The sequence below is a fragment of the Marichromatium purpuratum 984 genome, assembly GCF_000224005.2.
Lineage (GTDB): Bacteria > Pseudomonadota > Gammaproteobacteria > Chromatiales > Chromatiaceae > Marichromatium > Marichromatium purpuratum.
Genome location: NZ_CP007031.1, coordinates 2,351,637 through 2,373,535, shown reverse-complemented (window position 1 = coordinate 2,373,535; position 21,899 = coordinate 2,351,637). Strand labels below are relative to the sequence as shown.

19 protein-coding genes are annotated in these 21,899 nt (G+C 68.5%); 7 read left to right on the top strand and 12 right to left on the bottom strand.

The window, feature by feature from the left end; translation table 11 throughout:
* Window positions 1-204 precede the first annotated feature (204 nt).
* The 9 genes from MARPU_RS17230 to MARPU_RS10330 form a co-directional block, all read right to left on the bottom strand.
* Complete coding sequence (locus tag MARPU_RS17230; protein ID WP_005223411.1) at window positions 205-630, bottom strand: GFA family protein; 426 nt, start codon at window positions 628-630, stop codon at window positions 205-207.
* Complete coding sequence (locus MARPU_RS10360; protein ID WP_005223413.1) at window positions 615-1,865, bottom strand: transposase; 1,251 nt, start codon at window positions 1,863-1,865, stop codon at window positions 615-617. Before MARPU_RS10360 ends, MARPU_RS17230 begins: the two co-directional genes overlap by 16 nt.
* 54 nt (window positions 1,866-1,919) lie before the next feature.
* Window positions 1,920-3,023 carry a transposase gene (locus MARPU_RS10355; protein ID WP_005223414.1) on the bottom strand — a complete coding sequence of 368 codons (1,104 nt, stop codon included), beginning with the start codon at window positions 3,021-3,023 and terminating at the stop codon, window positions 1,920-1,922.
* Between the two features lie 234 nt (window positions 3,024-3,257).
* Entirely contained in the window at window positions 3,258-3,869 is a 612-nt protein-coding gene (locus tag MARPU_RS17675; protein ID WP_156929263.1) for a hypothetical protein, read from the bottom strand.
* 30 nt (window positions 3,870-3,899) lie between these two features.
* Entirely contained in the window at window positions 3,900-5,192 is a 1,293-nt protein-coding gene (locus MARPU_RS10350; RefSeq protein WP_005223416.1) for a VanZ family protein, read from the bottom strand.
* A 16-nt stretch (window positions 5,193-5,208) separates the two neighbouring features.
* Entirely contained in the window at window positions 5,209-6,513 is a 1,305-nt protein-coding gene (locus MARPU_RS10345) for a ribonucleotide-diphosphate reductase subunit beta (RefSeq protein WP_005223418.1), read from the bottom strand.
* 162 nt (window positions 6,514-6,675) lie between these two features.
* Window positions 6,676-7,116, bottom strand: a complete 441-nt coding sequence (locus tag MARPU_RS10340; RefSeq protein ID WP_005223421.1) for a hypothetical protein — start codon at window positions 7,114-7,116, stop codon at window positions 6,676-6,678.
* Window positions 7,117-7,335: 219 nt separating this feature from the next.
* Window positions 7,336-9,060 carry a potassium/proton antiporter gene (locus MARPU_RS10335; RefSeq protein WP_005223422.1) on the bottom strand — a complete coding sequence of 575 codons (1,725 nt, stop codon included), beginning with the start codon at window positions 9,058-9,060 and terminating at the stop codon, window positions 7,336-7,338.
* A 280-nt stretch (window positions 9,061-9,340) separates the two neighbouring features.
* On the bottom strand, window positions 9,341-9,574 hold the full coding sequence (locus MARPU_RS10330) for a YMGG-like glycine zipper-containing protein (RefSeq protein WP_005223423.1): 234 nt from the start codon (window positions 9,572-9,574) through the stop codon (window positions 9,341-9,343).
* 380 nt (window positions 9,575-9,954) lie between these two features.
* Here MARPU_RS10330 and MARPU_RS10325 point away from each other — a divergent pair, with 380 nt between their 5' ends.
* Entirely contained in the window at window positions 9,955-10,635 is a 681-nt protein-coding gene (locus MARPU_RS10325; RefSeq protein ID WP_025275277.1) for a DUF3334 family protein, read from the top strand.
* 125 nt (window positions 10,636-10,760) lie between these two features.
* Here MARPU_RS10325 and MARPU_RS17990 read toward each other — a convergent pair whose 3' ends face one another.
* From MARPU_RS17990 to MARPU_RS10310, 3 genes are all read right to left on the bottom strand, one after another.
* Window positions 10,761-11,219 carry a DUF2934 domain-containing protein gene (locus MARPU_RS17990; protein WP_005223426.1) on the bottom strand — a complete coding sequence of 153 codons (459 nt, stop codon included), beginning with the start codon at window positions 11,217-11,219 and terminating at the stop codon, window positions 10,761-10,763.
* Between the two features lie 259 nt (window positions 11,220-11,478).
* On the bottom strand, window positions 11,479-13,962 hold the full coding sequence (locus MARPU_RS10315) for an ABC transporter permease (RefSeq protein ID WP_156929262.1): 2,484 nt from the start codon (window positions 13,960-13,962) through the stop codon (window positions 11,479-11,481).
* 5 nt (window positions 13,963-13,967) lie between these two features.
* Window positions 13,968-14,678: an ABC transporter ATP-binding protein gene (locus MARPU_RS10310; RefSeq protein ID WP_005224319.1), complete on the bottom strand. Its 711-nt coding sequence runs from the start codon at window positions 14,676-14,678 to the stop codon at window positions 13,968-13,970.
* Window positions 14,679-14,935: 257 nt separating this feature from the next.
* Here MARPU_RS10310 and MARPU_RS10305 point away from each other — a divergent pair, with 257 nt between their 5' ends.
* The 6 genes from MARPU_RS10305 to mgtE all read left to right on the top strand — a co-directional run bounded on the left by MARPU_RS10305 (window position 14,936) and on the right by mgtE (window position 21,886).
* On the top strand, window positions 14,936-16,120 hold the full coding sequence (locus MARPU_RS10305; RefSeq protein WP_005224318.1) for a polysaccharide deacetylase family protein: 1,185 nt from the start codon (window positions 14,936-14,938) through the stop codon (window positions 16,118-16,120).
* A gap of 103 nt (window positions 16,121-16,223) precedes the next feature.
* The gene (locus MARPU_RS10300) at window positions 16,224-17,702 is read left to right on the top strand and encodes a hypothetical protein (RefSeq protein ID WP_005224317.1); all 1,479 of its coding nucleotides are present in this window, start codon (window positions 16,224-16,226) and stop codon (window positions 17,700-17,702) included.
* 127 nt (window positions 17,703-17,829) lie between these two features.
* Window positions 17,830-18,240: a flagellar basal body-associated FliL family protein gene (locus MARPU_RS10295; RefSeq protein WP_025275275.1), complete on the top strand. Its 411-nt coding sequence runs from the start codon at window positions 17,830-17,832 to the stop codon at window positions 18,238-18,240.
* Between the two features lie 26 nt (window positions 18,241-18,266).
* Entirely contained in the window at window positions 18,267-19,880 is a 1,614-nt protein-coding gene (locus MARPU_RS10290) for an ExeA family protein (protein ID WP_005224315.1), read from the top strand.
* Window positions 19,877-20,332, top strand: a complete 456-nt coding sequence (locus MARPU_RS10285) for a hypothetical protein (RefSeq protein WP_005224314.1) — start codon at window positions 19,877-19,879, stop codon at window positions 20,330-20,332. The genes MARPU_RS10290 and MARPU_RS10285 overlap by 4 nt, the downstream gene beginning before the upstream one ends.
* Window positions 20,333-20,443: 111 nt before the next feature.
* The gene (gene mgtE, locus MARPU_RS10280) at window positions 20,444-21,886 is read left to right on the top strand and encodes a magnesium transporter (RefSeq protein ID WP_005224313.1); all 1,443 of its coding nucleotides are present in this window, start codon (window positions 20,444-20,446) and stop codon (window positions 21,884-21,886) included.
* Window positions 21,887-21,899: the final 13 nt, after the last annotated feature.

Sequence of the window (21,899 nt, the reverse complement as noted above, 5' to 3'; positions counted from 1 at the left end):
CGGCTCCAGCCGCCAGCCCTCGGCGCCGCCGACCAGACGCTCGGTCAGATCCAGTGCCTCCAGGAAGGCGTCGTCGTGGGAGATCAGCTCCAGTGCTGCCGGGTCGTGACGCCGCTCGATGTCGACTCCGGGTGTTCGTGGCTGATGAAGCGGCGAAGCTGCGTGTGTCCCGCTGTGCGGTAAGGGTGTCGAGCGCGATGGCGCTCAATGTCCTGGTGCCGCCTTGAAGTCGGGAAGCCCTTCCAGATCAGGATTGATCCATATCGCCCTGTCGTCCACATAAATCCTCGCGTTCGGGCGCCTGTCGAGGGCCGAGTCCAGACAGCCTGCTGGTACGACAAGCGGGGCCTCAGGTGTCGATCGTGTCGGCAGTGCCGATCCGCAGTGTATGCAGAAGCTCTTTTCGTGCAGGGTGTTGGGTAACTGGAAGGTCTTGACGTGCGCCTTGCCTTCGATCCAATGAAGCCGCGCGGACTGTGAGAACAGATTGGCGGCGTGAGCCGACCCCGTGTCCTTTTGGCAAAACGTGCAATAGCAAAGATAGAAGCTGTCGAAATCACCCTCGATCTCGAAGCGGACTCGACCACACAGACAGGATCCGTGGTGTCTTCCCTTCATTGAATGCTGCATGCGTGTTGCTCCTGTCGTGGCGGAGAGAAGAGCAAGCGGGCTCTTCTCTGACCTCGAAGATAGCGACACTCCCGCCGCGCGGCGAGCGCCGTCAGCCGCTCTGGCGCGCCGATCGCGGCACCGAAGCCCTTGAGCAGGAAACCGGCGTGCTCGACGAAGCGCTCGGGGGCGATGCCGAGTCGGGTGAGGATGTCGGGCAGCTCGGCCGGGATCGCCCCGCGCTTGCGTGGATGCAGGGCACGGCCGAGCGAGTCGACCAGGGTCAGATAGTCGCCGAAGGTGAAGGGGATCGTTGCCGGGACCTCGGCGGGGTTGCCGAAGGGTAGTAGTGGGGCAGGGGGTAGGCGATCGAGGACGGTCTCCCAGAGGTGGGTGCTGCGAGCGTCTGGCGAGCTGTCGGCGTGATCGGTCACGGCAGGTGAGGGCGCGTGCGTGGCTGGCGGGGTGTCAGTCTCGGATGTTGCGGTCTCCTGCGCAGCGCGCGCGTGTTGCGAGCCGGGATGGACGTCTGGCGATGCTCGTCTTGCCGTATCGGGTGATGGCGCCACGACGAGAGGCCGCCCGTTCGCCGCGCCATCATCACCCGCCCGCAACGCGGCGATTCGTGCCGCAATCCCGGTATGCGCGCTCTCCTCCGGCGTCTCCGCGATCCCCGCCCGAATCGGGTTGAGATCGACATAGGCCATCACCGCCAGCAGCGCCGTCTCATCGAGGATCGCCTGCGAACGGAAGCGTCCCTCCCAGAACCGCCCGCGTACCCCGTCCTCCCGATTCGCCGCCCGCGCAATCGATTCGTTGAGCACCCGCATGAACCACGAGAGATCCGCCAGCCGCGCCCGGTAGGTCGCGACCAATTCCGCGACCACCTCCAGCTCCGCCTCGGTCATCCCCGCCCGCGTCGCAGGCGACAGAAACCGCTCCACCACTACAGGCCCGCGGAACAGACAGCGCCAGCGCCGCAACACCTCGGTATCCGACCACTGAGCGGCGCGCTCCGCATCCACCCGCACCACCAGATGCACGTGATTGCTCATCACCGCGTAGGCCGCGACATCGATTGCGAACACTCCGGCGAGCTGGCGCAACCGCAACTCCACCCACCCGCGCCGATGCTCGAAACTCCGCCCCGTCAACCGATCGAAGCCGCAGAGATACGCCCGGCGCACGCAACGCGTGACGACGTGATACCAGGGCGTATCGGACAAGGAGACGAGCGAGGCGCGGGGACGAGTCATGGGGCATCTCCGCTAGGGGTGTTGGGATAAGCGTAGGAGAGGGCCTTGGGAGCGTCAACGATAAATGGGTGTCCCTTTAACGTTTAACGATACGATACCGAGTCGGGAGAGGATGTCAGGCAGCTCCGCCGGGATCGCCCCGCGCTTGCGTGGATGCAGGGCGCGACCGAGCGAGTCGACCAGGGTCAGATAGCCGTCGAAGGTGAAGGGGATCGTTGCGGGGACCTCGGCGGGGTTGCCGAAGGGCAGTAGTGGGGCAGGGGGCAGGCGATTGAGGACGGTCTCCCAGAGGTGAGTGCTGCGAGCGTCTGGCGAGCTGTCGGCGTGATCGGTCACGGCAGGTGAGGGCGTGTGCGTGGCTGGCGGGGTGTCAGTCTCGGATGTTGCGGTCTCCTGCGCAGCGTGCGCGCGTTGCGAGCCGGGATGGACGTCTGGCGATGCTCGTCTTGCCGTATCGGGTGACGGCGCCACGACGAGATACCGCCCGTTCGCCGCGCCATCATCACCCGCACGCAAGGCGGCGATCCGCGCCGCAATCCCGGTATGCACGCTCTCCTCCGGCGTCTCCGCGATCCCCGCCCGAATCGGGTTGAGATCGACATAGGCCATCACCGCCAACAACGCCGTCTCATCAAGGATCGCCTGCGAGCGGAAGCGTCCCTCCCAGAACCGACCCCGAACCCCGTCCTCCCGATTCGCCGCCCGCGCGATCGACTCGTTCAACACCCGCATGAACCACGAGAGATCCGCCAACCGCGCCCGGTAGGTTGCGACCAGCCCCGCGACCACTTCCAGCTCTGCCTCGGTCATCTCTGCCCGCGTCGCAGGCGACAGAAACCGCTCCACCACCACCGGGCCCCGGAACAGACACCGCCAGCGCCGCAGCACCTCGGTCTCCGACCACTGAGACGCCCGCGCCGCATCCACCCGCACCACCAGATGCACGTGATTGCTCATCACCGCATAGGCCGCGACATCGATCGCGAACACCCCCGCGAGCTGCCGTAACCGTAGCTCCACCCACCCGCGTCGATGCTCGAAGCTCCGCCCGGTCAACCGATCGAAGCCGCACAGATACGCCCGGCGCACGCAGCGCGTGACGACGTGATACCAGGGCGTATCGGAGAGGGAGACGAGCGAGGCGCGGGGACGAGTCATGGGGCATCTCCGCTGGGGGTGTTGGGATAAGCGTAGGAGAGGGCCTTGGGAGCGTCAACGATAAATGGGTGTCCCTCGATAGCGAATACAACCTGCGCCGACCGCACGAATCGCTCGGCGATCTTTCACCAATCGAGTTTCTCAACCGCCGCGGACATGCCACAGTGTCTATTTATGGATGGACCTAAAAAGGGGGAGTTGACACTTTCTTTCTGCGCGACGTATTGGGGTTGTTTATGGTTTTTCGCTTTTGCAATGAACCTTGAATCCGAATAGCTTGTCGTCAGGCGATGTTCCTATATAAGTAGCAAAGCAAGAGTTGTCGTTTTTTGTTTTGAAATCTACTCTTCCTCCAGGCTCCTTTTTTTCGACCTTGTTGTTTACGACAACCTCAATGTAGCCAAATTGTTTGTTAAAGCTAGTGACGCCAAAAGATGTTGTTTCTCCTAGTGTTGTTCCGCTATCCATTCTAAGCCAGAAATCAGCCTGCCCGGAAACAACGCCATCAGGTTTTTGTAGCAGTTTAGTCGATGCCTCAACAGCTTTTGCCTGTGATTCTATCTGATATAGTCTTTTTATTATTTCGTCGGATGAATTTTGAGATTTTGCTATTTCAATTGCTTCTCTGGTTTCTCCTATGAGTGTGTTTGTTCCGGTAATGGTTTTTTCAGGGGCGTTTTGTTTTGAGAGGTATTGGTTTGCGTATGCGCCGACTATGGCTGTTATTAACGCGGAAATTAAAGTTATAGTTGCACCTGTCGCACTATTTAAGTTGATTACTGTTTTGTTGCTGTTGCTGTTGCTGTTGCTGTTGCTGTTGCTGTTGCTGTTGCTGTTTTTTTGCATTTTTGGTGTGCCTATTCTGAGTTGCTATTTTTATATTTTTGCGAAATATAAAAATTTTCTTGTGTAATAAGTCGAGAGTCCTCCAATTAATATATTCGTTGGGTCTGCTCCGAGTCCTATCGTTAATCGCATTGCCTCAACGGAAAACGCTAAGCCAATGCCAGCCGCCGCAGCTTTTACACTGTAAGTGTAATCTTGTTCGTCCTTTTGTGTCCACGGCACCAGCAACACCCCGGCCATCCCATAGAGCCCGAGGTTGAGCACCAGGCTGACCAGGGCGCCGCTCTCGCTGCTGTAGTAGTGGTAGTAGAAGGGCAGGAAGCGGAGTTGCTGGAGGTCGGCGAGGATGGCCTCGGGGTTGCGCCAACGGTCAGGGGTCGGGAGGCCGCCGAGCTGGAGTTCGACGAGCAACAGCAGGTAGGGGCCGAGCAGGGCGAGCGAGGCCCAGCGGGCATGACGCGGGAGCGCGGCGCGGGTGGCGGGGTCGAGACCGCGCAGCGCGGTGACGAGCCAAGCGCCGAGTCCGGCCCCGAGCGCGCGGGTGAGCACCGAGACGCCCTGGGAGACGCCGGAGACGAGCAGAACTTGAACGAGTTCGATCGCCAGCCCGAGGGCGAGCCCGAGCACCACGGCGGCGGCAAGGGTGCCGGGGCCTCGCCGGTGACGGGCGAGGAGGATGCCGAGCGGCAACGCGGTGAGGATCTCGGCGAGGCCGCGGGCCAGGGCCCAGACCGCGCCCTGGTCGGAGACCGGCGCCCACAGCCAGCCGAGCCGTCCGGCGGCGGCCTTGTCGAGGATCTCGTCGACGCCCAGCACCAGATCGAAGGGGAACAGGACGAAGCCGAGATAGACGAGCAGGAAGAGCCCGAGCGCGGCGTCGACGGCGCCCGCGCCGGGGTGGCGCAGTCGTGCGCCGAGCCGGGCCAGCCGATGTCCGGCGCGCGTCCACAGCAGAATCCCGAGGGCGGTGCCGAGCAGTTCGGCGACGGGGTCGTTGAGCGAGACGGTGCGCGGCGGGAAGTAGACCTGCAACGCCTCGATGCCGAGCGCCAGCAGGGTGGCGGCGAGGGCGACGAGGAGCGCGGCGCGCGCCGTGCCGAGGCGCGGCGCCGAGGCGGCCATGCCGAGCGCCGCCCAGGGCAGGTAGAGGAGCAGGTTGGCGATCCAGTCGGCGCGCCGTCCCGGGGTGAGGGTGAGCCAGCCGGTGTCGGCGAGCCGGGCGAGCGCCTCGACGGGCGCGAGCGGTTGCAGATCGAAGGGGATCAGGCTGGCGTAGAGGATCGCCAGGGCGTAGCCGATCCAGACCAGGGTGAGCGCCCGCATCGCGCCCGCGCCGCGCTCAGTCGTCCCAGCTCAGCGCGCCGCCGGTCTGGTACTCGGTGACCCGGGTCTCGAAGAAGTTCTTCTCCTTCTTCAGGTCGAGTACCTCGGACATCCACGGGAAGGGGTTGGTGACGCCGGGGTACTGCTCGGGCAGGCCGATCTGGGCGCAGCGGCGGTTGGCGATGAAGCGCAGGTATTCCTCGAACATCGGCGCGTTGAGCCCGAGCACGCCGCGCGGCATGGTGTCGCGGGCGTACTGCGACTCCAGCTCGACGGCCTCGCGGATCATTGCGACCAGCTCGTCGCGGAACTCCGGGGTCCAGAGGTGCGGGTTCTCCAGCTTGATCTGGTTGATCACGTCGATGCCGAAGTTCATGTGCATCGACTCGTCGCGGAGGATGTACTGGAACTGCTCGGCGGTGCCGGTCATCTTGTTGCGCCGTCCCATGCTCAGCACCTGGACGAAGCCGACGTAGAAGAAGATGCCCTCGAAGATGACGTAGAAGGCGATCAGCTCGCGCAGCAGCTGCTGGTCGTTGGTGGTGGTGCCGGTGACGAAGTGCGGGTCGGCGAGGTGGCGGGTGTAGGGCAGCGCCCACTCGGCCTTGCGCGCCACCGCCGGCAGCTCGCGGTACATGTTGAAGATCTCGCCCTCGTCGAGCCCCAGACTCTCGACCACGTACTGGTAGGCGTGGGTGTGCAGCGCCTCCTCGAAGGCCTGGCGCAGCAGGTACTGGCGGCACTCGGGGTTGGTGATGTGGCGATAGACGGCGAGCACCAGGTTGTTGGCCACCAGCGAGTCGGCGGTGGAGAAGAAGCCGAGGTTGCGCTTGATGATGGTGCGCTCGTCCTCGGTCAGACCCTTGGGGTCCTTCCACAGGGCGATGTCGGCGTTCATATTGATCTCCTGCGGCATCCAGTGGTTGGCGCAGGCGTCGAGGTATTTCTGCCAGGCCCAGTCGTACTTGAAGGGCACCAGCTGGTTGAGATCGGCGTGACAGTTGATGATGCGCTTGTCGTCGACGCGGATGCGCCCGGCGCCGAGGGCGATCGACTCGAGCCCAGTGGCGCCGGCACCGGCGGGCGCGACGGCGGGGCGCTCGTCGATCGGCAGGGTCTGCTGGGCGGCGTCCTGGGCGAAGGGCTCGGGGCTGACCACCGGCGCGGCGCCGGCGCTCGACATCAGGGTGGCGTTGTCGAGCAGACCGCTGCCGGGGCGCGTGCGCGTGGGCTGCCGGCCCGGGGTGGCCGGCGGGGGCGGCGCATCCTCTCCGGGGCTGGCGGTGCGAGCGGCGGCGAGCGGGTCATCCCAGTTGAGCATGGCGAGGCGTTCCTGTGTCGGAGGGGTCGTGGCGGAGCCGTTCTGAACCCGTTGTCGAAGGCCGCGGAGCATCCGACACAGAGGGGCGTGCTGTCAAATCGGTATCACAACATGTAGGGATAGAGATTCTCTATCGGGCACTATATGTGGTGATTTAGACGCTTACTGGGCGTGCTGTCCGGCCTGCGGGTTCGAGCGGGTCGGGAGCGGCGCTGTCGCCGTGGGCGGGGGCGTGACGGTGGCGCGGCGGGCGCCGGGCAGATAGGTCGCGACCAGGGCATAGAGCGCGTCGGCGGCGGCCTCGGCCTGCTCGATCGGCAATCGGTCGAAGCCGATCAGGGTCGGCTTGACGCGCAGGTGCGACTCGGCGTCGGCATAGCGCAGGAAGATCGCGCGCGCGGCCTGCTCCAACGCCTCGAAATGGGCGCGGATGGCCGCGTCGCAGCACTCGGGCAGGGTGACGAAGTCCCACAGCACGTCGGCCCGCTGCTCGGTGTGGCGGATCACCACATAGGGCGTCTGGGTCTGCCGACAGGCGTGGAACCAGTCGCTGTCGGCAAAGGGGGCGCTGGCCTCGACGCGGTCGAAGGGGGCATCGAACATGACGGATTCCTGATCGCTTCCTTGATGACGGGGTTGAGGGTCGCTCCGGGCGAGAGGCTGCGGCACGACCTGATCGACGGGCGCGTCCGGGGCGCCCGGGTCGGTTGGTATCTACCTGGGTTCTGTCAGTCGGATAAGCTAAGCCCCCGCCTGTCGATGATCAATCTCAAAGCGGTGTTGCGTGATCCAGGTCTCGGCGACTGTGGCCTGGATCTGTTCTCAGTCGTCGGAGCCGAGCTTGAGACCCACCTTGGTCACCCGGTCGCCCTCGACCTCGCGCACCACCAGCGCCATCCTGCCCAGCTCCAGTCGGTCGCCGACCACCGGGTGCTGGTTGAGGCTGCGTCGGATCAGCGCATCGAGGGTGAGGTCGCGGTCGGCGGGGTCGATGGCCATGCCGTAGACCGTCGAGACTGCGCCGAGCTGCGCCTCGCCGTCGAGCACGAAATCGCCGAAGAAGGCGCGCTCGGTGAGCCGCTCGGGCACCGGCGGAGCGACGAACAGATGGTCGAGCCCGGGCAGGGCGCGGGTCTCGGCCATCAGGTAGAGATAGTCGCCGGCGTTGAGATCGCCGAGATCGCCGGCGTCGATCAGCTGGCGCTCGCGCACCACCGCCACCGGGCGCACCCCGGCGGGCAGATGCGGGGCGCGGCGCTCGAGCAGCACCGGGGCGTCGGCGGCGAGGCGGTAGCCGACCAGCTCCAGCTCCTGTTGACCGGGGATGTCGAGTTCGACGCGTTGCACCACATGGCTGGTGGGCGGCACCTCCAGCCTCAGCGCGCGGGCCAAGCCGGCCACCGTCCAGCCCTGCACCAGCAGCGAGACCAGCACCACGAAGAAGACGATGTTGAAGTACATCGCCGCGTGCTCGATGCCGGCGAGCAGCGGGAAGAGGGCGAGGATGATGGGCACCGCGCCGCGCAGTCCCACCCAGCCGATGAAGGCCTGCTCGCGCCAGGTGAAGCGGAACGGCAGCAGGCACAGCCACACCGCCAGCGGGCGGGCGAGGAGGATCAGCACCGCTGCGAACAGCAGCGCATCGCCGGCCACCGGCAGCAGGTGCGAGGGCGTGACCAGCAGCCCGAGCATGAGGAACATGCCGATCTGCGAGAGCCGGGCGATACCGTCGTGGAAGCGCTTGATGTTCTGGGTCGACTCCAGCGGACGGTTGCCGATCACCAGCCCGGCGAGATAGATGGCGAGGAAGCCGCTGCCGCCGAGCACCGCGGTCAGGCCGAACAGGGTCAGACCGCCGGCCATCACCGCCAGTGGGTGGAGTCCGGCGGCCATCGCCAGGCGGTTGATCAGTGCGGTGAGGGCGAAGCCGCCGGCCAGGCCGATCAGCGCGCCCAGCCCCATCTGGCGGGCGAACTCGGTGAGCATTACCAGCCCGAAGCCCTGGTCGCCACCGCCGATGATCAGCTCGATCAGCGCGATGGTGAGGAAGACTGCCATCGGGTCGTTGCTGCCCGACTCGATCTCCAGGGTGGCGCCGACGCGCTGCTTGAGCTCGAGCCCGCGCGCGCGCAGCAGCGAGAACACCGCCGCGGCGTCGGTCGAGCCGACGATGGCCCCCAGTAGCAGCCCCTCGAGCCAGTTCAGCCCCAGCCACCAGGCGGCGAACAGCCCGGTGATGGTGGCGGTGATCGCCACCCCCAGGGTGGCCAGCGACAGCGCCGGTCGCAGCCCGACGCGGAAGTGCTTGATCGGGGTCGCCAGCCCGCCGTCGAAGAGGATGATGGCCAGCGCCAGGCTGCCGAACAGGTGCGCCGTCTGCACGTCGTCGAAGGCGATGCCGCCCGGTCCCTGCTCGCCGAGGAGCATGCCGATGAGCAGGAACACCAGCAGCAGCGGCGCGCCGATGCGATTGGAGAGCACGCCGACGAGCATGCTGACCAGCAGCACCGCCGAGCCGACGAGGATGATCTGATTGGTGAGGTCCATAGACCCCTAAGGATATCGAAATCGCCGGGTCGATGTCCGGCCACGCCGGTCATCGGGCGCGAGGTGGGGTGGGTCGAGCGGGAGATGAGACGTCGAGTCGAGGTGGCATCCGGCGCTCAGCCATCAGCCTCCAGCGGATCCGCCGCCCGCGCGATGCTGGTCGCTGACGGCTGACGGCTGACGGCTGACGGCTGACGGCTGACGGCTGACGGCTGACGGCTGACGGCTGACGGCTGACGGCTGACGGCTGACGGCTGACGGCTGACGGCTGACGGCTGGCTCAGCGGCGTCCCTGGGCCTTCTGGTCGCGGTCGTAGAGAAAGCCACCGAGGGCACCGGCGCCGGCGCCGATCAGCGCACCCTTGCCGGCGTCGCCGCTGAGCGAGCCGATCGCGGCCCCGGTAGCCGCGCCGAAGGCGGCGCCGCTGCCGGTGCGCGAGGTGGTGGTGGTGCCGCAGGCGCCGAGGGCGAGTGCGGCGATGAGCGCGGTGGGGATCAGTGCATAGGCGTGCATTTGGCGTGTACCTGTGCGGGTTGTCCGGGGCGAGGCGTCCCTGTCGTCATACGATCGTCCTGGCTGCTAGCGTGGCGGCAAGGGCGTCCCAGCGCAAGCCTTGGCGTGCGTGCGCCGGGGCGAATCGGACGGACGAGGTGTCGGGCGGTTCGTCCCCCGAGGCTTGGAGGCGTCGCGCCGCTCCACTATAGTTCCAGACGATGACGGACACCGCGCCGGGTGAATGTGCCCGTCCTCCCGGGCCCGGCCGCACGGCGTGCGCGGCACGGTGCGCCGGTTCCCGAGCCAGCCGGTCCGCGCCCCTCGTGGCGTGGACCACGCCCCCCAGATCCCGATGCCGTTGACGCCCGGGGTCGCCCATCCAGCTTGAGACGATTCTGGTGGCAAAACCAAAGACTATTTCGACAGACGACATTCTGGTGATGTTGTGCAGTTCGGTGACGAAGGTACTCTCCACCGCCACGGGTAACCAGATCGGCTATTCGCCGATGGTGCAGAAGATCACCCGCACCTGTCTGCGCCCGGACATCGGCTGCTTCGTGTTGTTCGACGGTGGATTCTCGGGGTTGGTGATCATCAACTTCTCGTCGCAGGCGGCGATGGAGATCTATCGCTCCTACATGACCAACATGGGGATCTCGGAGTCGGAGCTGGCCACCGTGCACACCTCCGACGAGGTGGCCAACATGCTCGGCGAGCTGATGAACCAGATCGTCGGCGACTTCACCGGCAACGTCGGTCGTGATCTGCAGGTCTCGATCAACCAGAACCAGCCGAAGATGCTCACCATCAACAAGGAGGTGATGGTCAGCATCGACACCAATCTCGACCGCCCGCAGGCCCGTCGCGTCGCCTTCACCACCGCCCGTCGCAATGTCTTCTACATGGAGCTGGCGATGGACAAGACCGAGTTCCTCAAGCTCCACGACTTCGAGCGCGAAGAGGTCGATCCCGATCGCATCCTCGCCGAGCAGAAGCAGGGCGACGGCTCGGTCAAGAGCGGCGCGCCGCAGCAGTCGGCGCTGGTCGACACCGACCTGCTCGAGGAGCTGGGTCTCTAGCCCGTCCGGTCACCGACGCCCCGGCACAGGGATGTGCCGCGGCCATGCGTCTCGACGACGCATCGATCCATCCTTCCCCCGCTCGACGCCCGCCCCCGGCGCGTCCCTGCACCGCCCTGGCAGGCTCAGCCGCGCCCGGAGAGTTGTGCGTGGGCCAGCATGGCGTCGATCTCGCGCTCGGCCTCGACCCAGTCCTCGCGTTCGTGTCCGGGTGCGAAGCCGCGCCGCTCGGCCTTGTAGTAGGCCGCCTCGCGGATCATCGCCAGACGGTGCTCGGGGTCGACGGTGAGAAAGCGCGTCGGCGGGGTGTAGCTCGCGGCGGGCGTCGCCGCCGGCGCACTCGCCGCCGGTTTCGGTTGCGCGCGCGGCGTCGCCGTCGCGCTGCTCTTCGTGGCCGCCGCGGTGGTCTTCTTGGTGGTGGTGCGCGCGCTGGTGCGAGGGCTCTTGGTCGTGCTCGCGGCGCTCGCGCGCTTCTTGCGCGGGGTTGCCGGCTTGGTCGCGGTCTTCTTGGCCGCGGCCTTGTCCGTGCTGGTGGCCCGCTTGGGGGCGGTCTTCTTGGTCACGATCTTCTTTTCTTCAGCCATGTCGCACACTCGCTTGTGGATTCCTGTCGGGCCAAACCCCTGGGCCGTACCCTTTCGGTTTGCCTGCACGGACGACCGTCGCGGGATCGCTGATCCGGCGCGACGGAAAGGGGTCCGGGGCGGGGTCGGCGCGATTGCCGCGATCTGGCCTGGCGGGTGACGGCCGGCATCGCCTCGAGACCTCCATAGAATACACATAATCGACCTCGTGTCGGGCTGCGTCCAGGGCGATGGCGATAGGCGTGTGCGGGGGGCGAATTCAGTCCCCACGCAGCCCGCGCGCGGGTGGCTCGCGCCCCGCGCGCAGCGCCGGGGGCAGGGCGGCGGCGAGCGCCGCACACCAGGCCAGCAAGGGGCCGGAGAGGAGCGCCTGCGGCGGGATCTGCAGGGCCATGCTCCAGCCGAAGGCGCGCACGTTGATGATGCGGATCAGCAGCTCGCCCATCACCAGCCCGAGCGGGATGGCCAGCAGCCCCGCCACCAGTCCGAGGATCGAGCCCTGCGCCAGCAGCGTCAGGGCCAGGGCACGGCCGCTCATCCCGGTGGCGCGCAGCAGCGCGTGGGTGCGGCGGCGTTCGAGCTGCAGCGCGAGCAGCGCGCTGAGCACGCCGACGAAGGCGACGGCGAGTGCGAGCAGACGCAACACCTCGGTGATGGCGAAGGTGCGATCGAAGATCTCCAGGGTGAGCGTGCGGATCTCGCCGCTGGCCGTCAGCAGCAGGGTGCGGTCGTGGGACTCGGCGAGCGCCTGCACGCGCTCGCGCACCCGTTGCGGATCGCCGTCGGGGGCGAGCCTCAGGGCGAGCGAGCCGATGCCGATTCCCTCCCAGTGTGCGCGTGCCTCGCGGTAGGGGAGCATGAGCAGACCACGATCCGAGCCGTAGTCGCGAAACACTGCGCCGACGCTGAAGCGGCGCCAGCCATCAGGCGTGGCCAGCTCGATGCGGTCGCCGGGGGCGAGACGGTGATGATGGGCATAGGGCTCGGAGACGAGGATGCGTCCAGCCGCCCAGGGGTCGCCGTCGAGTCGCGCGAGCAGCAGCGGGCCGGTGGCCTCGGGGGTGGGGCGGTCGCGTACCAGCAGGGTGGCGTCGCCCTCGCGGGTGGTGACCGTCATGCGGCGTGCACGGATCACCGAGGCGACCCCGTCGGTCGCTACGAGCGCCTCGTCGAGACCGGGGGGCAGCGGGGCATCGCGGCTGTCGGCGGTGACATAGAGTTCGCCCTCCAGGGTGTGGTCGAGCCAGTCGATCACGCCGTGACGGAAGCTCTCGATCATCACCCCGACCCCGACGCTGGTGGCCACGGCGAGGGTCAGCGCGGCCGCGGCGATGCCGGTGCGGGCGACCGAGCCGGCCACCGTGCGCGCCGCCAGCACCAGCGCCAGCGGCGCGCCGAGCCGGGCGCCGAGCCCGGCGAGCGCGGCGGCGGCCCCGCGCAGCAGCGCCGGGACGCAGAGCACCAACCCGAGCACCACCACGAGCAGCAGCGCGAACCCCTGTGCGAGCGATTCGCCCGGGAGCAGGGTGGCGAGCCAGCCGGTCAGCGCGAGCGCGGCGCCGAGCCGGGCGAGCGGCGCGGTCCAGCCCTGGGCGCGCCGCTCCAGCCCCTGGGCGCGCATCGCCTCGCGCGGCGCGACGCCGGCGGCCTCCAGCGCCGGGGCGAGCGCGGCGAGCAGCGCCACGCCGAGCGCCAGCCCGGCGCCGAGCACCAGGGTCGCGGGGTCGAGCGCGAGCGTGCTGACCTCGAGGCGGAAATAGAGATCGTCGATGGTGCGCGCGACCAGCTGCACCAGACCCCGCCCGGCGAGGATGCCGAGCGCGACCCCGAGCAGCGCCCCGACCAGGGCGAGGGCCAGGGTCTCGGCGAGCACCAGCGCGGCGATCCGCGCGCGGGTGGCGCCGAGCGCGCGCAGGGTGCCGAACAGCGCGCGTCGGCGCACCACGGTGAAGGTCTGGGTGCTGTAGACGATGAAGCCGCCGACCAGCAGCGCGATCAGGCTCATCGCCAGCAGATTGATGCGAAAGGCGCGGGGCATCTCGTGGAGCGCCGCGCCGCGTTGGGCGCTCGCTTCCAGCCGCAGTCCCGGCGGTAGCGCGGCGGCGACCCCGGCGACCGCCTCGGGCGGCAGTACCAGATCGATGCGATCGACCACGCCGTCGCGCCCGGCGAGCCACTGGGCGCTGCCGAGATCGGCGAGCGCGATGCCATCGAGTCCCTGCTCGATCACCCCGACCAGCCGCGCCTGATGCGTCCTCCCGCCGTGCCGCACGGTCAGTCGGTCGCCGGGGCGTGCGCCGAGACGGCGGGCATCGGCCGCGCCGAGCAGCAGTGCGCCGGGTTCGGTGAGCAGGGCGGCGAGCCGCGCCGGGTCGGGCAGGGCCTCGGCGGCGAGCGCGTTGCCGCGCAGCGCGTCGGCCTGGAGCAGGTCGATGCCGAGCAGGGTGAGGCCCGCGCCCTCGAGGCGCAGCGGTTGCTCGATCACCGGTGTGGCCGGGTAGGGGGCGAGGGTCCGCAGCAGTCGCGCGGCCTCGGCGTCGGCGATGCCCGCGCCGCTCGGCTCGATGCGATGGCTGGCGCGACCGTCGAGCTGCTCGACCGAGAGCGCGATGGCACGGCGCGCGCTGTCGTTGGCCAGCCCCACCGCGACCACCACCGCGACCCCGAGGGCGATGCCGAGCACCGCCAGCGCGCTCTGCCAGGGCTGGCGCGAGAGCTGGCGCAGGCTGATGCGGGCGAGCATCGGGATCACCAGGACAGCGCCGTGTCGTCGGCGCGCAGCCGGCCGCGCTCGAGGGTCAGCACCCGATCGGCGATCGCCGCCACCGCGCGGCTGTGGGTGACCAGCACCAGGGCGCGGCCCTGCTCGCGAAACAGCGCCGCGAGCAGCTCCAGCACCCGCGCGCCGGTGTCGGCGTCGAGGTTGCCGGTGGGCTCGTCGGCGAGCACCAGCGCGGGCGCGTGGATCAGCGCCCGACCGATCGCCACGCGCTGCTGCTCGCCGCCGGAGAGCTGGTCGGGGAAGGCCTCGGCGCGCGCATCGAGCCCCAGGCGTTCGAGCAGCGCGCTACAGCGCGGTTGCGCCTCGCGGGCGCGCACGCCGTCGAGCGCCAGCGGCAGGGCGAGGTTCTCGGCCACGGTCAGCTCGTCGATCAGGTTGAACGACTGATAGATGAAGCCGACGCGGCGGCGGCGCAGCCGGGTCAGCGCCGGTTCGCCGAGGGTCGAGAGCCGCGTGCCGTCGATCTCCACCCAGCCGTGATCGGGCCGGTCGATGCCGGCGAGCAGATTGAGCAGCGTCGACTTGCCCGAGCCGCTGCGCCCGAGCAGCGCCACGCACTCGCCGGCGTGGGCGCTGAGGCCGACGCCCTCGAGCACCCGGCGCTCGCCGTGGCCGCCGGCCTCGCGGTAGTGCCGGTGCAGGTCGTGGGCGCGGAGCAGGGCATCGGTGTGGGGCATGGCCTCTCCAGCGGGTGGCTGACGGGGGTGTCTCCCGGCGAGATGGTGGGCGGGGGCGACAGGCACAAGGGGCGATGCCCGGCGGTATCGATGGGGTTGGATCAAATGGGGTGCGAGTGACCGTCATCCGAGCGTAGTATGTCTGTCCCGGACCCTCTGTTATGCTCTAGGGACGGTCGCCCGGCATCTCCGGGGCGCGCCGGACACCACGGCCGGATGCCGTCGGTCGCTCACCACCCGTCGCGGGGTCGCTCGTCATGACTGTGCACCATGCGCTCGTGCTCAACCTGCACCAACCCACCGGCAACCTCGAGCAGCTGCTCGAGCACCAGCCCTGGGAGGCGCGTGAGATCCTCTTCGCACTCGATCGCATCCCGCGCACCCTGTGGGGACACGAGGCGCTGGCGCGGGTCCACCTGTCGCTCTCCGGCACCCTGCTCGAGACCCTCTCCGACCCCGAGTTCCAGCAGCGTGTCTACGGCGTCGTCGACTGCGGCTCGCTGCTCTGGCACCTGCAGAACCAGCGGCTGTTCGAGATCCTCGGCACCGGCTATTACCACCCGGTGCTGCCGCTGACCCCCGAGGCCGATCGTCTGGAGCATCTCGAACGCTGGCGGGGGCTGGCGCGACACCTGTTCTGGCGCCCGCGCTTCGACGGCTTCTGGCCGCCGGAGATGGGCTTCTCGATGGAGCTGATCCCGCAGCTGCGCGCCGCCGGTTATCGCTACGTGCTGGTCGACAGCGAGCACGTCGAGCCGGTCACGCCGATGAGCTGGCAGGCGCTGCGTTACCGTCCGCACATCGCCCGTCATGGTGGCGCCGAGATCGTGGTGGTGGTGCGCGATCGCGAACTCTCCGACGCCCAGGAGTCGGGGATGGAGGTCGACTGGTTCCTGAGCGAGGTGGCCGAGCGCACCAAGTGGTGCGATTTCGAGCCGCTGGTGACCACCGCCACCGACGGCGAGAACGGCGGCTGGTTCCGCAACGTCACCCCGGGGGCGAACTTCTGGAGCGCCTTCTACCTGCCGCTGCTCGAGCGCGTCGGCGCCGGGACGGCGGCGCTGGTGCCGACCTTCATCGGCGACTATCTCGAACATCACGGCTTCCACGGCGAGGTACGGGTGCGTACCGGGGCCTGGAACACCGGCTGGCACCACGGTCGCGACTTCACCCAGTGGACCGGCTCGGCGCGCCAGCGCGCGGCACTCGACGACTGCGCCCGGGTCAGCGCCACGCTGCACCAGGCGCGCTGGGCCGCCGGCGAGCGCGACGACGGCGAGGCCCTGGCGATGCTGGACGAGGCGCTGAACGCGCTGCTGCGGGCCGAGACCAGCTGCAACTTCTATTGGGGCGAGGACTGGGTGGCGCGCGCCGAGGCCGACCTGACGCGGGCGCGCGCGCTACTCGCCGGGTCGTCGCCCGAGCCCGTCGCCGACGACTGAGCCCCGGGCTGGCGCGGCGGTGGCACGCCCGCCGCGCAGGATCCACGGACGCGGCCCGGCGCCGCGCCCGCTCGTGCATCATCAGCAGCAGAGGAGCACCGTCGTGGACCAGTTACCCGAATACATCGACGAATTGCCCAACATCAGCGGTCACGAGGCCGAGGTCGCGCGGGTGGCGACAGCGGCGCGCGCGCGTCCGCTGTTCGCCGCGCCCGGCGGCATCGACTTCCCGCGGGTGCGTGCGGCCACCGCCATCGCGCTGCACCAGCACCAGCCGCTGATCCCGGCCGGCGGCTCGGACCTGCGCAGCGCCGCCATCATCAGCAACCTGCAGTACATGATGGAGCACCAGGACATCGGCGATAACCACAACGCCCCGGTGTTCGTCTGGTGCTACAAGCGCATGGGCGAGTTCATCCCCCAGCTGATCGGCGAGGGCCACGCGCCGCGCTGCATGCTCGAGTACTCCGGCACCCTGTTGCACGGGCTGCGGCGGATGGGCGGGCACGGGGTGATCGAGGCGCTGCGGACGATCACCTGCAACCCCGACTACAGCCCCGCGGTGGAGTGGCTCGGCATGCCCTGGGGCCACGCGGTGGCGCCCTCCACCCCGGTGCAGGACTACCGGCTGCACGTGCGCGCCTTCCAGCACCACTTCGCCGCCCTCTTCGGCTGGGAGGCGCTGGAGCGGGTACGCGGCTTCTCGCCCTCGGAGATGGCCCTGCCCAACCACCCCGATGTCGCCTACGAGTTCGTCAAGACCCTGGTCGACTGCGGCTATCAGTGGGTGCTGGTGCAGGAACACACCGTGATCGAGCCCGAGACCGGTGGTCATCCGCGCCAACCGCACCTGCCGCACCGGCTGGTGTGCACCAACTCCAAGGGCGAGCAGGCGAGCATCATCGCCATCGTCAAGACCCAGGGGTCTGACACCAAGCTGGTGGCGCAGATGCAACCCTGGTACGAGGCCCAGGGGCTCGCGCCGTTGACCCTCGACGGGCATGAGGTGCCGCCGCTGGTCACCCAGATCGCCGACGGCGAGAACGGCGGGGTGATGATGAACGAGTTCCCGCCCAAGTTCATCGAGGTGGTGCGCGCGGCCAGCGGCTCCGACACCCCGCTGATGAACGTCAGCGAGTATCTCGAACACCTGTTCGCGCTCGGCGTGCGCGAGTCGGCGCTGCCCGAGGTGCAGCCGCTGTTCCAGGACCGCATCTGGGCGCGGATGCAGCCCGGCGACGGCCCGCAGCGGCTGGCCGAGGTGATCGACACGCTCAAGCGCGAGGACGACCGCTTCCACATGGACGGCGGCAGCTGGACCAGCGATCTGTCCTGGGTGGCGGGCTACGACAACGTGCTCGGGCCGATGGAGGCGGCCAGCGCGCTGTTCAACGAGCGCGTGCTGGTGCCCGGGATCGACAGCGACGACCCGCGCTACCGCAACGCGCTCTTCCATCTGCTGTGCTCGCAGACGAGCTGCTACCGCTACTGGGGGCAGGGCGAGTGGACCGACTACGGGCGCGAGATCTGCCGCCGCGCGATGGCGATCATCGAGCACGACCTGCCGCGTCCCGGCGGTTGAGCACAGGCGCCCGGGCCTGGCCCTTTGCCCGGCCGCCCGCCTGGGGTAGAGTCATCGGTTGGACGCCGGACGCAAGGACGGCACCTTCCGGCCCCAGGCGGGGCATCATACGTACACAGTGAATCCCATGAAGAACGCAGTGACTCAGCTCGCACTCGTGCTGACCCTGGTGCTCGGGCTGGCACAGCTCCAGCCGGTCGCGGCCCAGGACGAGCCCTTTACCGATAATTACATCGCCATCGATCCGGCCCTGATCGTCAACCTCGCCGGCGAGAGTCGTACCCGTTTCCTCAAGGTCGGCATCGATCTCTATGTCCGTACCGCCGAGGCGGCCGACGCGGTCAACACCCACATGCCGCTGATCCGCGATCGGCTGATCAGCTATTTCGCCGGCCGCACGGTCGATGAGGTGAGTGCGCTCGATCAGCGTGACGCGCTGCGTCTGGGCGCGCTCAAGGCGGTACAGGAGGCGCTGCTCGAACAGGCCGGCACCTTTGCCGTCGATGGTCTCTATTTCGGCAGTTTCATCATCCAGTAAGTCGGCAGCCGCCGCGAGCGACAGCCGTGTATCCCAGTTATTTCGGCCTTTCCGAACCCTGTTTCTCGATCGCGCCCGACCCGCGCTATCTGTTCCTCAGCGCGCAGCATCGCGAGGCGCTCGCGCACCTGGTCTATGGCGCCGGCGAGCAGGGCGGCTTCGTGCTGCTCACCGGCGAGGTCGGCACCGGCAAGACCACGGTCTGTCGCGCCTTCCTCGAACAGCTGCCCGAGCACGTCGAGGTGGCGCTGATCCTCAACCCGAGCCTCACCGCCAGCGAGTTGCTGATCGCGGTGTGCGAGGAATTCGGCATCGAGATCGCCGTCGGCGAGCGCTCGCTCAAGCGTCTGGTCGATGCCCTCAATCAGTATCTGCTGGTGCTGCACGCCGAGGGGCGGCGCGCGCTGCTGATCATCGACGAGGCGCAGAACCTGCGCCCGCGCGTGCTCGAACAGATCCGCCTGCTCACCAACCTCGAGACCAGCACCCACAAGCTGCTGCAGATCTTTCTCATCGGTCAGCCCGAACTGCGCCGGATGCTGGCGCGCGCGCAGTTGCGTCAGGTCGACCAGCGGATCACCGCGCGGGTCCACCTGCACCCCTTCGATCGGACCGAGACCAGCGCCTATATCGGCCACCGGTTGGCCATCGCCGGTTGTGAACGCATGCCCTTCACCGCCATGGCGCTGTGGCGCATCCACCGCTGGAGCCGGGGTCTGCCGCGGCTGATCAACATCCTCTGCGATCGCGCCCTGCTCGGCGCCTATGTCAGTCGTCACCCACGGGTGGATGCCGGGATCGTCGCCCGCGCCGCGCGTGAGCTTGGCGGCGACCCGATCGAGCATCATGACCGCTCGCGCGGTGCTTCCCCGGCATGGGTCGTCGGGGTGGTGCTGGCCGTAGCGCTCGGGGCTGGCTGGTGGGGCATGCGCTGGCTCGATGCGCGCTCGTCGCATCCGCTCGTCGAATCGGGCGCGAGCGGTGTCGCCGAGGTCGTGGAGCCGCTGTCGCGGCGTCTCCCCGAGCCGTTGCGGTCGGCTGCCGCGACCGAGCCCGAGGCGATGCTGCGATTGCTGCGTCGCTGGGGTGTCGAACTCGATACCCTGGGCGAGGGTACGCCCTGCGCGCGTGTCGCCACGCTCGGGCTGCGTTGCGAGTCGGGTCGGGGAACGCTCGCGGTGCTGCGGCGACTCGATCGCCCGGCGCTGCTCGCGGTCGAGCCCGAGGAAGAGGCCCCCGAATCGCGTTATCTTGTACTCACCGGACTGCATCGAGGGGTGGCGCTGATCGCGGGGCCCGAGGGGATGGTCGAGGTCGCCACCAAGGCGCTCGAGCGGGCCTGGTCGGGGGACTTCGTGGTGCTCTGGCAGCCACCCCCGGTCGGCGGGGCGGTGATCGGTCCCGGTGATGAGGCCGAGGCGATCCGCTGGCTGCGCCGACTGCTCGCTGGGGTGCCCGAGCTTGGTTTCAGCGACCTCGAGACCCCCGGCTTCGATCCGGTGTTGCGCAAGGCATTGGAACGCTTTCAGCGCAGCCAGGGGCTGGAGGCCGACGGTCTGGCCGGTGCGCGAACCCTGATCGCACTGCACAATCAGGTCGATCTGCCGGGGATCGCCCGGCTGCGGGAGGTCTCGCCATGAGCTACATCCTCGAGGCGCTGCGCCAGTCGGAGCAGGCACGCGGGCGTGATCGAGCGCCACCGTCGATGGCCCTCGCGCCGGCGCCGGTCCCCTCGCGTTGGGGGTTGGTGGCGACGCTGCTCGCGACCCTAGCGCTGGCGGTGGCGCTCTACGGGGCGTGGCGGGTGTCGACGGTGGCGGTATCGGTGGTGCCCGCGACCGCGTCGGATGCGGTCGCGTCCGCGCCGCCGCAGGGCGCGCTCGAGCCGTCGTCAACTCCGCCGCCAGTCCCCCGTCGACCGCTGCCCGAGGCGCTTGAGGCAGTCGAGCCGTCCGACTCGTCCAGGACGCGCCCGCCGGGCGCCGACCCGGCGCCGGTGGCGGCCTTGCCTCCGGAGCTGTTGCGCGATATCGAGTCGTTCAAGCGCGAACTCGAAAGCATGTCCCCCGCGGCGTCCGTCCCGGAGCGCTGATCGTCACGCCCGGATCGGTATAATCGCCTCGGTCCGCGGTCGCGCGGTGCGCCGCCTCCGAGGCCGTCCGCACGGCGATCCTCTCTCCCCGCTCAGCCCGGCCTCACGCGCATGTCACAGTCGAAATCCCGCGATCCCGACGTCCTCCATCGTCATCTGCGCGACGTGCAGGAGCTGCTCTCGCGCCAGCGCCTGGTCGACGAGCTGGTGCACCGTCAGCAGATGCCGCACCGTGACCTGGTCGAGTCGATCACCCACAAGCAGAACCTGGCGCGGCTGCAGCGCAAGCTCGATCGTCTCCATCCGGCCGACATCGCCTGGATCCTCGAGACCCTGCCGCTCGCCGACCGGCTGTTCGTGTGGGAGCTGGTGCGCGCCGACAAGGACGGCGACATCCTCCTCGAGGTCTCCGACGCGGTGCGCGCGAGCCTGCTTGAGACCATGGATCATTACGCGCTCAAGGCGATGGCACTGGGGCTCGACGCCGACGAGCTGGCCGACCTCGCCCCCGACCTGCCGGCCGAGGTGGTGCAAGCGGTGCTCGCCGCGCTCGATCAGGACGAGCAGGCGCACGTGCGCGCGGCGATGTCCTACCCCGAGGGCACGGTCGGCGCGCTGATGGACTTCGACCTGATCAAGGTTCGCGAGCAGGTCACCCTGGGTGCGGTGCTGCGTTATCTGCGCCGCTTCGGCGCGCTCCCGGACCACACCGACAAGCTCTTCGTGGTCGATCGCGAGGAGCGCTTCCGCGGTCTGCTGACGCTCGAATCGCTGCTGGTCAACGCCCCCGAGCGTACCGTCTCCGAGGTGATGAAATCGCGCGCGGTGGTCACCTTCCGCCCCGACGACGACGCCCGTGCCGCGGCACAGGCCTTCGAGCGCTACGACTTGGTCTCGGTGCCGGTGGTCTCGGAGCGTGATCGGGTGATCGGGCGACTGACGGTCGACGACATGGTCGACTACATCCGCGAGGAGTCCGAGGCCGAGATCCTCGGCAACGTCGGTCTGCGCGAGGAGGAGGATCTGTTCGCCCCGGTGATCCGCTCGGTGAAGAACCGCTGGGCCTGGCTGGCGGTCAACCTGATCACCGCCTTCGTCGCCTCGCGGGTGATCGATCTGTTCCAGGACTCGATCGGTCAGCTGGTGGCGCTCGCCGCGCTGATGCCGATCGTTGCCGGGATCGGCGGCAATGCCGGCAACCAGACCATCACCATGATCGTGCGCGCGATCGCCATGGGGCAGGTCGAATCGGCAGCGTTGGGACGCTTGCTGCGCAAGGAGCTGGGGGTGGCGCTGATCAACGGTCTGGTGTGGGGCGGGGTGATCGGGGTGCTCGCCGGGGTGCTCTATGGCAGTCCCGGGCTGGGGCTGGTGATGATCGCCGCGATGACCCTCAACTTGCTGCTGGCGGCCACCGCCGGGGTGTTGATCCCGCTGTTGCGCCAGCGCTTCGGCGGCGATCCGGCGCTCGGCAGTTCGGTGCTGATCACCGCGCTGACCGACTCCGGTGGGTTCTTCATCTTCCTCGGGTTGGCGACCCTGTTGCTGCTCTGAACGCCGGCCCTGG

Excerpts from the sequence above, each read along its gene's own strand:
- MARPU_RS17230 (WP_005223411.1), bottom strand. The coding sequence starts at position 630 with ATGCAGCATTCAATGAAGGGAAGACACCACGGATCCTGTCTGTGTGGT.
- MARPU_RS10340 (WP_005223421.1), bottom strand. The coding sequence starts at position 7,116 with ATGTTCGATGCCCCCTTCGACCGCGTCGAGGCCAGCGCCCCCTTTGCC.
- MARPU_RS10305 (WP_005224318.1), top strand. The coding sequence starts at position 14,936 with ATGACTGTGCACCATGCGCTCGTGCTCAACCTGCACCAACCCACCGGC.
- MARPU_RS17675 (WP_156929263.1), bottom strand. The coding sequence starts at position 3,869 with ATGCAAAAAAACAGCAACAGCAACAGCAACAGCAACAGCAACAGCAAC.
- MARPU_RS10330 (WP_005223423.1), bottom strand. The coding sequence starts at position 9,574 with ATGCACGCCTATGCACTGATCCCCACCGCGCTCATCGCCGCACTCGCC.
- MARPU_RS10310 (WP_005224319.1), bottom strand. The coding sequence starts at position 14,678 with ATGCCCCACACCGATGCCCTGCTCCGCGCCCACGACCTGCACCGGCAC.
- MARPU_RS10295 (WP_025275275.1), top strand. The coding sequence starts at position 17,830 with ATGAAGAACGCAGTGACTCAGCTCGCACTCGTGCTGACCCTGGTGCTC.
- MARPU_RS10355 (WP_005223414.1), bottom strand. The coding sequence starts at position 3,023 with ATGACTCGTCCCCGCGCCTCGCTCGTCTCCCTCTCCGATACGCCCTGG.
- MARPU_RS10345 (WP_005223418.1), bottom strand. The coding sequence starts at position 6,513 with ATGCTCAACTGGGATGACCCGCTCGCCGCCGCTCGCACCGCCAGCCCC.
- MARPU_RS10315 (WP_156929262.1), bottom strand. The coding sequence starts at position 13,962 with ATGCTCGCCCGCATCAGCCTGCGCCAGCTCTCGCGCCAGCCCTGGCAG.
- mgtE (WP_005224313.1), top strand. The coding sequence starts at position 20,444 with ATGTCACAGTCGAAATCCCGCGATCCCGACGTCCTCCATCGTCATCTG.
- MARPU_RS10350 (WP_005223416.1), bottom strand. The coding sequence starts at position 5,192 with ATGCGGGCGCTCACCCTGGTCTGGATCGGCTACGCCCTGGCGATCCTC.
- MARPU_RS10285 (WP_005224314.1), top strand. The coding sequence starts at position 19,877 with ATGAGCTACATCCTCGAGGCGCTGCGCCAGTCGGAGCAGGCACGCGGG.
- MARPU_RS10360 (WP_005223413.1), bottom strand. The coding sequence starts at position 1,865 with ATGACTCGTCCCCGCGCCTCGCTCGTCTCCTTGTCCGATACGCCCTGG.
- MARPU_RS10335 (WP_005223422.1), bottom strand. The coding sequence starts at position 9,060 with ATGGACCTCACCAATCAGATCATCCTCGTCGGCTCGGCGGTGCTGCTG.
- MARPU_RS17990 (WP_005223426.1), bottom strand. The coding sequence starts at position 11,219 with ATGGCTGAAGAAAAGAAGATCGTGACCAAGAAGACCGCCCCCAAGCGG.